Annotated in this window: 12 protein-coding genes; 2 read left to right on the forward strand and 10 right to left on the reverse strand. The window is 65.7% G+C overall.

All coding sequences use genetic code 11. The annotated features are described in order from the left end of the window. Positions 1 to 120: 120 nt before the first annotated feature. From BLJ79_RS04990 to BLJ79_RS05000, 3 genes are all read right to left on the reverse strand, one after another. Complete coding sequence (locus tag BLJ79_RS04990; RefSeq protein ID WP_071213573.1) at positions 121 to 1,536, reverse strand: mycothione reductase; 1,416 nt, start codon at positions 1,534 to 1,536, stop codon at positions 121 to 123. Next, positions 1,485 to 2,525, reverse strand: a complete 1,041-nt coding sequence (locus BLJ79_RS04995) for a hypothetical protein (RefSeq protein ID WP_071213574.1) — start codon at positions 2,523 to 2,525, stop codon at positions 1,485 to 1,487. Before BLJ79_RS04995 ends, BLJ79_RS04990 begins: the two co-directional genes overlap by 52 nt. Before the next feature lie 205 nt (positions 2,526 to 2,730). Then, positions 2,731 to 6,180, reverse strand: a complete 3,450-nt coding sequence (locus BLJ79_RS05000) for a pyruvate carboxylase (RefSeq protein ID WP_071213575.1) — start codon at positions 6,178 to 6,180, stop codon at positions 2,731 to 2,733. Positions 6,181 to 6,460: 280 nt separating this feature from the next. Between BLJ79_RS05000 and BLJ79_RS05005 the strand changes: the two genes are divergently transcribed. Continuing rightward, positions 6,461 to 7,279 (forward strand): ParA family protein, encoded by an 819-nt coding sequence (locus tag BLJ79_RS05005; RefSeq protein WP_071213618.1) that lies wholly within the window; start codon positions 6,461 to 6,463, stop codon positions 7,277 to 7,279. Between the two features lie 214 nt (positions 7,280 to 7,493). On the opposite strand, the gene BLJ79_RS05010 is transcribed toward BLJ79_RS05005, so the two are convergent. The 4 genes from BLJ79_RS05010 to BLJ79_RS05025 all read right to left on the reverse strand — a co-directional run bounded on the left by BLJ79_RS05010 (position 7,494) and on the right by BLJ79_RS05025 (position 10,024). Next, complete coding sequence (locus BLJ79_RS05010) at positions 7,494 to 8,075, reverse strand: MerR family transcriptional regulator (RefSeq protein WP_071213576.1); 582 nt, start codon at positions 8,073 to 8,075, stop codon at positions 7,494 to 7,496. A 189-nt stretch (positions 8,076 to 8,264) separates the two neighbouring features. Further along, positions 8,265 to 8,747 (reverse strand): bifunctional nuclease family protein, encoded by a 483-nt coding sequence (locus tag BLJ79_RS05015; RefSeq protein WP_071213577.1) that lies wholly within the window; start codon positions 8,745 to 8,747, stop codon positions 8,265 to 8,267. A gap of 49 nt (positions 8,748 to 8,796) precedes the next feature. Then, a complete protein-coding gene (gene ftsR, locus BLJ79_RS05020; RefSeq protein ID WP_498685483.1) occupies positions 8,797 to 9,519 on the reverse strand; it encodes a transcriptional regulator FtsR in 723 nt (240 codons plus the stop codon). A gap of 40 nt (positions 9,520 to 9,559) precedes the next feature. After that, positions 9,560 to 10,024, reverse strand: coding sequence for an FHA domain-containing protein (locus tag BLJ79_RS05025; protein WP_071213579.1), 465 nt, complete (start codon positions 10,022 to 10,024; stop codon positions 9,560 to 9,562). Positions 10,025 to 10,193: 169 nt separating this feature from the next. Between BLJ79_RS05025 and BLJ79_RS05030 the strand changes: the two genes are divergently transcribed. Further along, positions 10,194 to 10,892, forward strand: coding sequence for a hypothetical protein (locus BLJ79_RS05030; protein ID WP_071213580.1), 699 nt, complete (start codon positions 10,194 to 10,196; stop codon positions 10,890 to 10,892). A 565-nt stretch (positions 10,893 to 11,457) separates the two neighbouring features. On the opposite strand, the gene BLJ79_RS05035 is transcribed toward BLJ79_RS05030, so the two are convergent. The 3 genes from BLJ79_RS05035 to BLJ79_RS23280 all read right to left on the reverse strand — a co-directional run bounded on the left by BLJ79_RS05035 (position 11,458) and on the right by BLJ79_RS23280 (position 13,526). Then, a complete protein-coding gene (locus BLJ79_RS05035) occupies positions 11,458 to 12,468 on the reverse strand; it encodes a PASTA domain-containing protein (RefSeq protein ID WP_139194728.1) in 1,011 nt (336 codons plus the stop codon). Between the two features lie 24 nt (positions 12,469 to 12,492). After that, positions 12,493 to 12,948, reverse strand: a complete 456-nt coding sequence (locus BLJ79_RS05040) for a hypothetical protein (protein WP_071213582.1) — start codon at positions 12,946 to 12,948, stop codon at positions 12,493 to 12,495. A gap of 428 nt (positions 12,949 to 13,376) precedes the next feature. Further along, positions 13,377 to 13,526: a hypothetical protein gene (locus BLJ79_RS23280; RefSeq protein ID WP_175475392.1), complete on the reverse strand. Its 150-nt coding sequence runs from the start codon at positions 13,524 to 13,526 to the stop codon at positions 13,377 to 13,379. Positions 13,527 to 14,041 lie beyond the last annotated feature (515 nt).

Below are 14,041 nucleotides of genomic sequence, written 5' to 3' on the forward strand. Positions count from 1 at the left end.
CTTCGTCGGCAGCAACAAAGCGCCGTGGGGCGGACACCTTCCGGTGTCCGCCCCACGGCGCCTTCGCGTGCCCCACCGGCGAGCGGTGGCGCCCGGGCACCGGATGCCCGGGCGAACCCCCTACAGCGGGGCGGATGCGCCCGCCGGGATCTCCAGTCCCAGCAGCGCGTTTTCCACGACCTCGCTCAGCGCCGGGTGGATCCAGAACTGCCCGCGGGCCATGGTCGCCACGTCCAGCCCGGTGGCCATGGCCTGGATCAGCGGCTGGATCAGCAGCGAAGCCTCGTGCCCCATGATGTGGGCGCCCAGCAGCAACCCGGTGTCCCGGTGGGCCAGCAGCTTCACGATGCCCTCGGAATCCTCCATGGCCCAGCCGTAGGCGGTGGACCCGTAGGGCTGGATGACCGAGAGCACCGCGTCGGCACCGTGTTCGGCCCGCGCCTGGGCCTCGGTGGCGCCGACGTAGGCGATCTGCGGGTTGCTGAACACCGCGGCCGGCACGGCGCGGCGGTCCATGGGCCGCATCGCGCCGGGGTTCTCCAGGTTGTGGATCACCACGCGCGCCTCGCGGTTGGCCACGTGCTTGAGCTGCTCGGTGTTGGCCGCGTCGCCGAGGCCGAAGATGCCCTCCACGGGAAGGCCGTCGGCCACCACGCGCTGGTACTCGTCCACCACCAGCGAGCCGTCCTCGCGCAGCTCGAACCCGAGCTCCGCGACCCCGAGGGCATCGGTGTTGGGCGTGCGCCCGGTGGCGACCAGCACCACGTCGGCCTCGAGGTCCAGGGGCTGCCCGTCGCGCTCCAGGCGGACGACCAGCGAATCGTCGCGCTGCTCGATTCCCTGCAGCCCCGCGTTGAGCTCGACGCCCCAGCGCGCGGATGCTGCCTGCGTGAAGGCCGCGGAGATGTCGGCGTCCTGCCGGCGCATCAGCGCGCCGGAGCGGTTGACCTGGGTGACATCGCTGCCCAGCGCGGAGAAGACGGCCGCGAATTCGCTGGCGATGTAGCCGCCGCCGAGGATCACCAGGCGCTGGGGCAGCGCGTCGAGGCGCATGATGGTGTCCGAGGTGTGCACCCCGGGCAGGTCGATCCCCTCGACCTGCGGCAGCACCGGGCGCGAGCCGGTGGCGATCACGATGTTGTCGGCGGTGATGCTCTGGCCGCTGGCGGTGTTCAGCTCGTTGCGCGAGACGAACCGGACATGCTCGGTGTAGAGCGTGACGTTTTCCAGTTCGTGGGCGCGGTAGTTCTTGCCGGCCTCGGAGATGGCGTCGATGCGCCCGAAGATCCGATCCCGCATCGCCGCCCAGTCGGCCCCGTCGAAGCTCATCGACACGCCCAGGGCCTTGGCCTCGGCCACGGATGCGGCCAGCTGCGCCGGGTAGACGAACATCTTGGTGGGGATGCAGCCGACATTCAGGCAGGTGCCGCCGAAGGTTCCGGCATCGATGATCGCCACCTTCCGCCCGTCCCAGTGCTCGGTGATCAGCGAGTTTCCGGATCCCGATCCGATGATGGCGAGGTCGTAGTGTGCCATGTGGTGTTTGGTGCTCCTTCAAGGATGGTGGTCAGTTCGTCGACAAGTTGGCCCAGGGCCCGCCGCGTCGCCCGCTTCGGGGCGGGTCTTCCGGAGGCGGACAGGCCCAGCGCCGCGTCGAAGGGCAGCAGGATCACCGGCCGGTCGAGGTCCGCCGGGAGCACCAGCTCCCCGCCGTCCCCGGCCCCGAGGTTTACAACCACGAGTGTGCGTGCGGGTATTCCCGGCCTGCCGTTGGCCTCCAGCCAGAGCAGCTTCTCGCCCAGCGTTGCGGTGAGGTCCGGGTCCCCCGGGGAAACGAGCACCAGCGCGTCGGTGTCATCGAGCATTCCGGCGAACGCTGCCCGGAGCAGGCCCGGTCCGCCCGTGCGGATCCGCCAGCCGCTTCCCTCGATCCGGGGCGCCAATGCGGCCGCCAGCGTCGTGGCGCCGGCGTGCTCCTCCAGGGAGAGGAGCGTGATGACCCGGTGGTCCCGGGCGGGCACTGCTGCATCCGGCAGGGGCGCGGGAACCGGGTCCAGGGGCCGGCCGGGATCCGGCGTGCCGCCGTGGCCCGGGCCGCCGTCGTCCTCCGGCAATTCCTCGGTTTCCGCCTCGGCATCGGATTCCGCTGCGTCCGCGGCCGTGTCTCCGGCAGCGGGAGCCCCGGCGTCCTTCCGGCCGCCGGGATCGGCGGGTGCCGGGTGCCCCTCGTCCGGGGGCCCGTCGCCGGTTGGCCCGTCGGGGCTCGATGCGGCGGGGATTGGTGGCTCGGGCGTTGGCGCCGCGGTCGACGCCGCATCCTCGGTTGCCGACCCTTCGGTGGCCTCCTGCCCCGGTGCCGGCGGCAAGGGGTCGGTGGCTCCGCCGGAGGTTGGCGCGGCGGGCCCGGACGTCCTGTCGCCGGCGCTGCCCGCGGAATCGGCCGGGGCGGCTCCCGTTTCCGGGGCAACCCGACCTGCCCGCCGCGCGAGCCATCGTGCAATGAGGCCTGTCCGCTTGCTGGCCATGGGGCCCACTCCTTACCAGCGGCTCCCCTGGCTCGGTTTGCCGCCACATGTTTCCTGCCCCTGGCGCATCCACTGGCAGTTCGCACCATAACACGCGAACGGGGATGGACCGTGCCGCGGCCCCGGTGTCGGGGTGCGGCGGGTCCATCCCCGTGCGCATCAGGTGCCCTGGTGCCGGCCCGCCGTTGCGGGCCGGCGAGGGCGGCTAGGCCGTCTCGATGACCAGCAGCAGATCCCCGCCCTGCACCTGGGAGGTGCCGGAGATCGCCAGGCGGGCCACGGTGCCGGCCACCGTGGAGGTGATTCCGGCTTCCATCTTCATGGCCTCGATGGTGGCGACCGTGCCGCCGACCTCGATCCGGTCGCCCACCGCGACCTGCGGGGTCACCGCACCGGCAAACGGCGCGGCAACGTGGTTCGGGTTCCCCGCGTCGGCCTTCTCGGCGACGACCACGGTGGACTCCACCGAGTTGTCGCGCACCAAAAGCTGGCGCGACTGGCCGTTGAGCAGCACCGTGACGGTGCGCATGCCCTTCTCGTCGGACTCGGAGATCGACTGCAGGATCACCAGCAGGCGCACGCCCTTGCCCAGCGAGACCACGTGTTCGCGGCCCTTGACCAACCCGTAGAGGTAGTCGCGGGTGTGCAGCGTGGAGACGTCGCCGTAGTTTTCGACGGTCGCCTCGTAGTCACGGGTCGGTCCGGCGAAGAGCAGGCGGTTGAGCGTGGCGCGCCGGGTGTCCGAATCCTTGTTCAGCGCGGCGGAGTCCTCGGCCGAAAGCTCCTCGACGTGCGGGCGCACGACGCGGCCCTCGAGGGCCTTGGAACGGAACGGCTCGGGCCATCCGCCCGGCGGGTTGCCGAGCTCGCCGGAGAGGAACTGGATGACCGAGTCCGGGATGTCGAAGGACTTCGGGTCGCGCGCGAACTCGTCCGGGTCGACGCCCATGCCCACCAGCTGCAGGGCGAGGTCGCCGACCACCTTGGAGGACGGGGTGACCTTCACCAGGCGGCCCAGGATGTGGTTCGCCGCGGTGTACATGTCCTCGATGGCCTCGAAGCGCTCCCCCAGGCCCAGCGCGATGGCCTGCTGGCGCAGGTTCGACAGCTGGCCGCCGGGGATCTCGTGGCGGTAGACCCGTCCGGTCGGCGCGGCAAGCCCGGACTCGAACGGTGCGTACATGGTGCGCACCGATTCCCAGTACGGCTCCAGGGAGGCCGCGGCCTCCAGGGAGATGCCGGTGTCGCGCTCGGTGTTCTCCAGCGCGGCCACCAGTGCCGAGGCGGAGGGCTGGGAGGTGGTCCCGGCCATGGATGCGGCGGCAACGTCCACCGCGTCTACACCCGCGTTGATGGCAGCCATGAGCGTGGCCATCTGGCCGCCCGCGGTGTCGTGGGTGTGCAGGTGCACCGGAAGGTCGAAGCGTTCGCGCAGCGCGGTGACCAGCTTGGCGGCCGCGGCGGGGCGCAACAGCCCGGCCATGTCCTTGATGGCCAGGATGTGTGCGCCGGCATCGACGATTTCCTGGGCCAGGTTCAGGTAGTAGTCGAGGGTGTACAGGTCCTCGGCCGGGTCCAGCAGGTTGCCGGTGTAGCACAGGGCCACCTCGGCCACCGCGGTGCCGGTGGCGCGGACCGCCTTGATGGCCGGGGCCATCTGCGAGACGTCGTTCAGCGCATCGAAGATGCGGAAGATGTCGATGCCGGTGGCGGCGGCTTCCTTCACGAACGCGTCGGTGACCTCGGTCGGGTACGGGGTGTAGCCCACGGTGTTGCGTCCGCGCAGCAGCATCTGCAGCGGGATGTTGGGCAGCTCGGCACGCAGCAGCGCCAGGCGCTTCCACGGGTCCTCGCCCAAGAAGCGCAGCGACACGTCGTAGGTCGCGCCTCCCCAGACCTCCATGGAGAACAGCTGCGGCAAAACGTGCGCGTAGGCCGGGGCCGCGGCCAGCAGGTCGCGGGTGCGCACGCGGGTGGCCAGCAGCGACTGGTGGGCGTCGCGGAAGGTGGTGTCGGTGACGGCCACGGCGGTCTCCGCACGCAGGGCCTTGGCGAAGCCCTCCGGGCCGAGTTCCAGCAGGCGCTGGCGCCAGCCGTCGGCCGGGGTCTGGTCCGAGGGACCGTCGAACGGGCTGCGCTCCGGCTCGGAGGCCTTGTCCCCCGGGAAGGAGGGAAGCTTCTTGCGCGGGTCGATGCCTTCCACGCGTTCCCCGTTGGGCTGGTTGACGGTGACCTCGGCCAGGAAGGACAGGGCCTTGGTGCCGCGGTCCTGGGACTTGCGCCCGGCCAGCAGCTCGGGGTGCTTGTCGATGAAGTCGGTGGCGACCTCCCCGGCCAGGAATGCCGGGTCGTCCAGCACGTTCTGCAGGAACGGGATGTTGGTGGTGACCCCGCGAACACGGAATTCGGCCAGCGCGCGCCGCAGCCGGGCAGCGGCCGTGGCGAAGTCGCGGCCGCGGCAAGTGAGCTTGACCAGCATCGAGTCGAAGTGCGGGGAGACCTCGGCACCGGTGTAGATGGTGCCGCCGTCCAGGCGCACCCCGGAGCCGCCGGCCGAGCGGTACACCGTGATCGTGCCGACGTCCGGGCGGAACCCGTTGGCCGGGTCCTCGGTGGTGATGCGCGACTGCATGGCGACGCCGCGGATCTGCAGCTCGTCCTGGCGGATGCCCAGGTCTTCGAGCGTGGCGCCGGCGGCAATGCGCATCTGCGCCTGCACCAGGTCGACGTCGGTGATTTCCTCGGTGACGGTGTGCTCGACCTGGATGCGCGGGTTCATCTCGATGAACACGTGCTGTCCTGCGCGCTCGCCCTCGGTGTCCACGAGGAACTCCACGGTGCCGGCGTTTTGGTAGTTCAGTGCCTTGGCGAACTTGACCGCGTCCTTGTAGAGCGCCTGGCGGATGGACTCGTCCAGGTTCGGCGCCGGGGCGATCTCGATGACCTTCTGGTGGCGGCGCTGCAGCGAGCAGTCCCGCTCAAAGAGATGCACGACGTTTCCGTGCTCGTCGGCAAGGATCTGCACCTCGATGTGGCGCGGACGCAGCACCGCCTGTTCGACGAACATCGTGTCGTCGCCAAAGGCGCTTGCGGCTTCGCGCATCGCTGCGGAGAGCGATTCGGCCAGCTGGTCGCGGGTGTCAACGCGGCGCATGCCGCGGCCGCCTCCGCCGGCCACTGCCTTGACGAAGACCGGGAAGCCGATCTTGTCCGCCTCCGCGGTGAGGTACTCGACATCGGAGCTGGGTTCCGAGGACTGCAGCACCGGGATGCCCGCGGCACGGGCAGCACGCAGGGCCTCCACCTTGTTTCCGGCCAGTTCAAGGATCTCGGCCGCCGGGCCGATGAACTTGATGCCCGCTTCCGCCGCTGCGCGCGAGAGGTGGGGGTTTTCGGCCAGGAATCCGTAGCCCGGGTAAATGGCATCCGCGCCGGCTTCCTTGGCGACACGGATGACTTCTGCAACATCCAGGTACGCACGGACCGGATGGCCCTCCTGGCCGATCTGGTACGCCTCATCTGACTTCTGGCGGTGGATCGAATTGCGATCCTCGTACGGGTAGACGGCGACGGTCTTCGCGCCCAGCTCATAGCCGGCACGGAAGGCGCGAATTGCGATCTCGCCGCGGTTGGCTACCAAGATCTTCTTAAACATGGCGCTCCTGCGAAATGATAATCGGGGGTGAAAACGCACGCGATTCTGGGTCTGAACCGGTGCCTCGTGGCGGGTGTCGGCCTAAGTGCGGCGTCCCAAAATCACACCCTACCGTGATCGGCCACACGTCCGGCAAAAGATTGCGCCGGGCACGAAACAGTGGTGTCAATCGGTCATTTTTCCCCGTGGCGGCAAAGGAAGCAGAACCCGATTATGATGTTATGGGAACCAGTCGTTACATCGCGAGCAACTAACAGTAGAAAAGGGCGTGGTCCGTTCCGTGCAGGTAGTGAGCATTAGCAGCCTTAAAGGTGGCGTAGGGAAGACCTCCGTTACATTGGGGCTCGCTTCGGCCGCCCTTGCAGCTGGTATCCCCACACTCGTCATCGATCTGGATCCCCATGCCGATGCCAGCACCGGCCTGGGCGTGCGTGCCGACGGCAAGATGACCATCGGGCGGATGCTGAAGGCCTCCCGCAAGGCAAGCTTGTCCGACAACATCGTTTCCAGCTCGTGGCAGGCCAAGGCCGTCTCCAAGCGGTCGCTGACCCGTGTCCCGGTGCTCGATGTGGCCGTGGGCGATGCCTACACCGGCATCTACGACCGCCCCGACCTGCGTGCCCGCGACCTGCGCCGGCTGACGCAACTGCTGGGCAAGACCTCCGGCTACTCCCTGGTCCTCATCGATTGCCCGCCCTCGCTGAACGGCTTGACCCGCATGGCGTGGAGCGCGAGCGACCGCATCCTGCTCGTTGCGGAGCCTTCGCTGTTCTCGGTCGCGGGGACCGAACGCACGCAGCGTGCCCTGGAAATGTTCCGCAAGGAGTATGCCCCGGATCTCGGGCGCATCGACGTGGTGGCCAACCGCGTGCGCAAGGATTCGGACGAGCACCGCTTCCGGTTGACCGAGATGCGCTCCATGTTCGGTGCCTCCGTGTTGAGCCCCGAGCTTCCGGAATTCTCCGACTGGCAGCAGATCCAGGGCGCCGCGTACTCCGTGCACCAGTGGCCGGGCCAGCCGGCCCAGAGGACCGCCGGGCTCTTCGACGAGTTGCTGCGCAACATCACCGACACGGCAGCAAAGCCCGGTCGCGCATAGCCCGGTCGGGTTTCCGCATCCGAAACACGAAAACCGCTCCATGGACCACCGGCATTGCCGGCCGGACCTAGGGGCGGTTTCTTGTTGGCGGCCCGTCTTGTGCCGGCACGGCCGTCCTGACGCCAAAAGGGTGCAGGCCGGATGCCTCCGGTTGGCGCCCTGGGGCGTTTCGGTGGCTTCCGGCCTGCATTCGTGGATTCTTGGGAGCTCGGGGCTAGCTGGCCGAACGCTTGGCGGCCCGGCGCTGGGCCAGTTCGTCTTCCGGGAAGCCCGAGGCGCGCTCGCTGGGCAGCTGCGACAGAGATCCCTCAACCTCACGCCACACGCGCCCCACGGCGATCCCGAACACTCCCTGGCCTCCCTGCACCAAATCAATGACCTCATCTGCCGAGGTGCACTCGTACACGGAGGCGCCGTCGCTCATCAAAGTGATCTGGGCCAGGTCCTCGACACCGTGCTCGCGCAGGTGCCCGACAGCGGTCCGGATCTGCTGCAGCGAGACGCCGGTGTCCAAGAGGCGCTTGACGACCTTGAGGACCAGGATGTCACGGAAGCCGTAGAGTCGTTGGGTGCCCGACCCGCTGGCTCCGCGCACCGCCGGTTCCACCAGTCCGGTGCGTGCCCAGTAGTCGAGCTGGCGGTAGGTGATGCCTGCGGCCTTGCAGACGATGGGGCCCCGGTACCCGGCGTCCTCGTCGAGGACCGGCAGGTCCTCGGTGAACAGGAGCCCCTGGGTATTGTGATGGGACGCGGCATGCCGCAGGGGCTTCGCGTTTTGGTCGTCCGTGGGATTCATTGGAATCTCCTTGCTCAAGCATCCCCGTGAGGGAAGGAGGGATGCCGGGGCGTCGAGCGACTTCGTTGCGAGTGAAACCGAAAACCGTCCGTGGCATACCTTGGGAAACTTATGCTTCGACGGTACGACTACATTGGGGCTGCGTCAAAGACCTTCAAGCTTTACTTGAGGCGTGTCGCGGACGGTCGTCTATTTATCGAAATCTTCAGGCTCGACCTCGTTGAGGAATTCACGGAATTCCCGCACCTGGTCCTCCTCGCCCTCGGCGACCTCGGAATCGTCCGAAACCATCACCGAGGCCTCGTCAAGGACACTCTCGTCGCACAGGATCGGGCACTGCGCGCGCAGCGCCAGCGCGATGGCGTCCGAGGACCGCGCATCGACACGGACGTCGTCGGCAAAGACCAGTTCCGCGGTGAATACCGCGTTGAGGACCGAGACGATTTCCACGCGCACCAGGGGCGCGTGCAGCGCCTGCAAGGTGGAGATCATCAGGTCATGGGTCAGCGGCCGCGGCGGGACGATCCCCTGCTGGAACATGGCAATGGCCGAGGCCTCCGGGGCACCGATCCAGATCGGCAGGTGGCGTTGGGTATTGGCTTCCTTGAGCAGGACAAGCGGCTGGTTGGAGGGAAGTTCAATGCGAACTCCCACAACTTCAAGTTCATGCATGGTTCGCTCCTTACTCGGGCGGCTGCAAGCTGCAGCTGCCGTGGCCGACCTAATGATCCAGTTTGGCAATCGCCCCATTGACGAGCGCACCGTGCAATGCCATGCAGGCATCGCTGATTTCCCGGGCGGTCTCGGCGGCACGCGCACGCGATGCCACGTCGCCCCGGCTCATGTGCGGTGCCACGACTCGTTCGACCAAGCCGACTTCACGGTCTGCGGCCGCTCGGAAGGCGCGCAGGTGGCGTGGTTCGATGCCGTGCGCTGCCAGTGCCGCGGAGGCCGCGGCGATCCTTTGTGCGTGCTCATCGAAGCGGTCGTTCTCCGGCACGATCATGCCAAAGGCCAACAAGTCATCGACCAACTCGGCGCTGGCACCGCACAGGCCCTGCAACTCGGCCTTGGTCACCGGACGGGTCCGGGCCACCAGGTCCTGGGTCATCTGTTCGCTGATGCTGCGCGGAGCAAGCGTGTGGCCGCCGGGCAGCTGGTCGGGGCGTTCACCCCGGTCAACGGCGTCCAGGTAGTCCTTGATGACCTTCAGCGGCAGGTACTGGTCCCGTTGAAGGCCCAGGATGAAACGCAGTCGACCCACGTCGTCGGGCAGGTACTTGCGGTACCCCGCGGACGTGCGTTGCGGGGTCAGCAGGCCCTTTTCCTCGAGGAAGCGAATTTTCGACGCAGTCACCTGCGGGAATTCATCATGAAGCTCCGACAGCACCTCACCGATATTGAGCGCGACGGCGCGTTGGCCGTCGCCGGCCACTACTGCCAGTCGCGGGTTTCGGGCTGCCTGATTCACTAAGTTGTCCTGCTTAGTCGCGGGTGTTGGCCGGGTTGTTGGGCAGCGAGTTGTAGAAGGTCAGACGGAACTTGCCGATCTGCACTTCCGAGCCGTTGGCCAAGCGCACCGAGTCGACCCGGTCGTTGTTGACGTAGGTCCCGTTCAGCGAACCACTGTCCACGACGCTGAATCCGTTGGCGTCGCGAATGAACTTGGCATGCTTGCGCGAGACCGTGACGTCGTCGAGGAACACTGCGGCGTCCGGGTGGCGTCCTGCCTGTGTCACGTCCTGGTCCAGGAGGAAGCGTGCGCCCTGGTTCGGTCCGGAGTGTGCGATCAGCAACGCGGAACCGTGCGGCAGTGCGGAAACGGCTGCGCGCTCTTCGGGGCTCAGGCCATAGAAAACTACAGGTTCCCGCGTTACCGGTGGCAAGGCAATTCCCGTAGTTTCGGTTGACGTCTCTTGCTGCTGGTTAGGCACCTGAGCTTCAGCCATTTCCGGTCCTCCCAAAATTCTTTCTCGTAATTCCCTTTGGACGCTGCCCCACCCCAAATTGGGGCAATCGTCCCATCACCAGATTAGCCTACTAGCCGCCAACGGGTTTTCGAGAATAACGTCGCAGTAAATCTCCGCAGTTGCGTGTTCGGCATGGGAGGATGCAATTATGGCTGATTCCGAGAACCACGCTCCGTCCACGACGACGGCCTCGCCCAAATCCGACCCGAAGCCCCGGTGGGGCCTCCGGCTTGGACTCGGTGCAGCAGCACTGGTGTTGCTGGCAATTGTCTACTTTGTTGTACGCCTATTCCTGCCCGTTTGGTGGGCCACCCGAATTGGAAATCAAACGCAGGGCTCGATCACCAGCGGGATCCTACTTGGCCTTATCTACGGCTTTGTGTTCACCTTTGTTCCATTGCTGATTGCGTGGCAGGCCCGGTACAAGAAGGTCTCATGGCCGTGGAAGTCCGTGATCGTGCTGGTGGCCGTCTTGGTGGCGATACCGAACCTGCTGACCTTGAGCATCTACGCAAACTCCTCCAGCTCTGCCACCAAGGCCAGGACCATGATCGACACCAGCGCCACCTGGTTCCCGTCGTGGAGCATCGGCGGTGCAATCGCCGGTTTGGTGCTGTTCATGGGCATTGCCGCGTTCTGGCACCTGTGGCACTCGCGCGGCAAGAAGATCAAGGCCATGAAATCCGACATCAAGGCGCGGAGCACCGCCCAGGCGGCATCCTCGAACCCCGGGTTGCCGAACACGCCGGGTCGCCCGGCTCCGGCCTCCGAGGCCGGTCTGGGTGAGGCGCAGTCTCCCACCTTGTCGCCGGACCAGCGCGCCGGCGACTCCAAGCCGTCCAGCTAACCGCCACGGCCCCCAGCCACACCCCAAGGCGCCCCACCAGGCCTCTCCCCGTTGACGACGGTGAGCCGCAAGTGGTGGAGCGCGTTGCTGTTGCCCGTGCGGCGAGGCTGCCACCACCCGCCGGCGCTCGTCGGCTGCGGGGCATCTGGCGGGACTTCTCCGTCCCTCGAGCCAAGACACCGGGGAAACGGCCTGCACGCCGGCCAGGCGGCAACAATCCAGCGATGGGCCCCAAGGCAAGCGCCTCCGGGGCGTTGCCTGGGTGTTGGCAGCCCAAGTAGCGAATCGGAAAACCGCAGAAGTGCGCAGCGGCGCTCGATCTGTGCGGGTCCGGATCCAGCCAGATGCTGCTGGTTCCGTCGGTGGCTGCGGACGCGTGCGAGTGTGGGCGCGTCCAAATAATCGCAAGGTGCGCCAGCTGGCGCAGCTTCCCCAGGGTTGAAACATAAACTGAACATATATTCCAACAATGTGGCGATGCCAATCTTACAAGCCAGGGGAGCTAAGCGTCCGAGCCGTGGGCCAGGCTGACAATTTTAATTGCTTGCATCGGCCACTGGTCGGTTCACTGTTTCGTCCAGACCTCGCATTCCTTTTCGACGTTGAACGACTCGCCCTTTCTGACGGTGACGACCGCTCCGGCTGCGGTATAGATAATGAAGTTGTTGGCGATGATCTTGCCATTGGGCGTGGCACGCTCCCAATAGCAGTCGCTGATCTTCTTGCTGCTGCGGTAGGTTCCGGCTGGGATGTCTTTGCCTACGACATAGTCGCCGTGGGTGAACTTTGCCCCCGTGGCCCATGCCGCGAGTTCCTTGTGGAATGGGGCCTTCGGGCACAGCTCAGCCGCTGCTTCCAGCCACGGCAGGGGTATCGTGCCCCAGTCCTCTTCGTAGGCAGGAGGTACGGCGCAGTGTTCCATGGCCGTGGCATAGGCGTTCACGGGTACTTCGTCGCCATCCCAGTGCTCGTTCGCGATCTTGGCGATCCGAGACTCTTCCTTGGTCGGTTCCCACTCGGCCGTAGCGACGTACTCGACAGAGCAGGTGGTGAATTCCTTGAACGATTTGCTCTTCCACACCTCGCTGAGTTCAGCGAAGCTGTCGTGGACGTTGCCGTCACCGTATTCCCCGTTGTTGCAGGAAATCTCCCAAGGGGGGTCAACACCTGCGGTCTCCGGGCCCCACAAGGGATTGCCGAATGTCAGCTCTATAATCTGCCCAGGCTCCACAACGCGTCCCGCCGCAGGCACTTGCTCCACCACAATCAGGCGCTTCAGCTCCTCGGCGCCAAGAGCCTGGTCATCCTTGACGACGACATCATCTTCCAGGAAGGATTCGACGACGTAACCGCCCGCGGAGAGAAGCCCCGCGCCTTCGAATGCCGAGAGGCCTACGACTGCCGGCACCCGCACGATCCCCGCCACCGCTCCGTTCGAGGGGGCAGCGATAACCGGCGACGGGTCCCCGGAGCTCGGCCCAGCACCTTCACCGACTGCTGCACTGCATCCGACGAGCAGCAGTGAGCCGCAAGCCAGCAGGCCCAGAGCAGTTTTGACGCTCTTCATGTAAAACATGACGCTCCCCCAACCAGTGGTCAACTAAAAATCAGGATCTTGATTCTTTTCGCCGCGCTCGCCGTGTACCTCATCGAACTTTTCGTGATGGGTCTTGAAAGACGGGTGTGCGGCGAGCTGCCCTATCGGCGGCGGGATCTCGAAGTCTGAATCATCCGGGTGTGGGATCTTCTGTTCGTGGCCTACCTCACCGCTGGGGCCAACGACACGAAGAGTGCGCTTGCTGGGTGAATTTGCTTGGAGCCTGTCCTGAATGTCGTGGCTACCTGCTTCAAGATTAACGCCGGCCAGCCACGCGATCGCCCTAATCGTGCAATCACAAGGAGTCGACTTGTATGTGCCGTTGCGGATCTGGTTCAGCGTCCCATACACGATCTGATGCCCAGCCGCTGGCGCCTTCAATGCGAGCTGTCGCGCCGACGTGCCGTGGTGTTGAATCGCCACGTCGACTAGCTCGTGAAGCGTTGATGGTTGTTTCACGGCTTTGAGTCTTCCTAGATCGTCGGCACTTGCTCAAGTGGCACAAGCTGGTTTCTGACAAGTAGCCAGTACATCCTTGCAGGTCTGGTGCCAACTTTCCCACTTGTGGCATTGACCATGCATGTATGCAATTGTGCATAGTGAAATTGTCAGACCGAAGAAGGAAGGGATGCTGATCATGCGAAGCAATCGCAAGCACTTGGACCTCGAACGATATGAGTTCTGGATGCGCGTCAAGAATCCGGGCGCTCTCCGGCGCCAGAGGGTGGGGCGCATTTCTGCGTTAAGTTAAGCTGTTGCCCCGCCGGGCCCCGGACGCGCCAGCCACCGGTGGGCGCATGGTGCACCAGCCCCAGGTCAGGATGTCCGAAGTCTTCGCACCCAGTTAGACCTGCACCTGCCACACCATCGAGTCGATCCGGAACGGCTCACCCCTTCGGCACCCGCAGCTCTGTCTCCCACCACGCGAAGCGCTCGAACCACCTGACAGGCTCGGCCACCACCTTCCAGGCGCGGTCGTGCCGGCGAACCCGCAACGGCTGGCCGGCAGTCGTCCACTGCACCTCGATACCTTCCATGGGAACGAACATACGATATCGGACCGACCAACCAGGTTCGCACAGGTACTCGCCCCGCGGATTCAACTCTTCGAAATCGTGGGCACTTTCGGTTCCGGTAGACCAACAGCAATCCCAGGAAACCAGCGGAAGTGACGCCATGCCCCCGGACATGGAAAAACCCCGGCAGTTCAACGCTACTTCGTTGATCTGCCGGGGTTGTAACCGGTCGGGCTAGCGGGATTCGAACCCGATTAGGTTGGGCGGCCAGAACTCGCCTGCATCCCTTTGTTTACGCGGAAGTTGGGCGAAACATTGCCCCATTAGTCCATCCGTTCGTTTTGAATAGAGCCGCTTGATTCCAATGGAAAAAACCAGCCTGTTCCCACTGGGAACAGCATCCGGCTAGCAGCTAAGCCCGCACGCTGGCCCCAGATGGCAGGTACGCCCGCACTAATGCCAGCGTGACGCCCAGCTCCTGTGAATAAAAAGTGGACTGTCTGACATGCCTTCGGCGGCCGCGTACTCACGGTCAT

The sequence above is a fragment of the Arthrobacter sp. UCD-GKA genome (assembly GCF_001863355.1).
Taxonomy (GTDB): Bacteria; Actinomycetota; Actinomycetes; order Actinomycetales; family Micrococcaceae; genus Paeniglutamicibacter.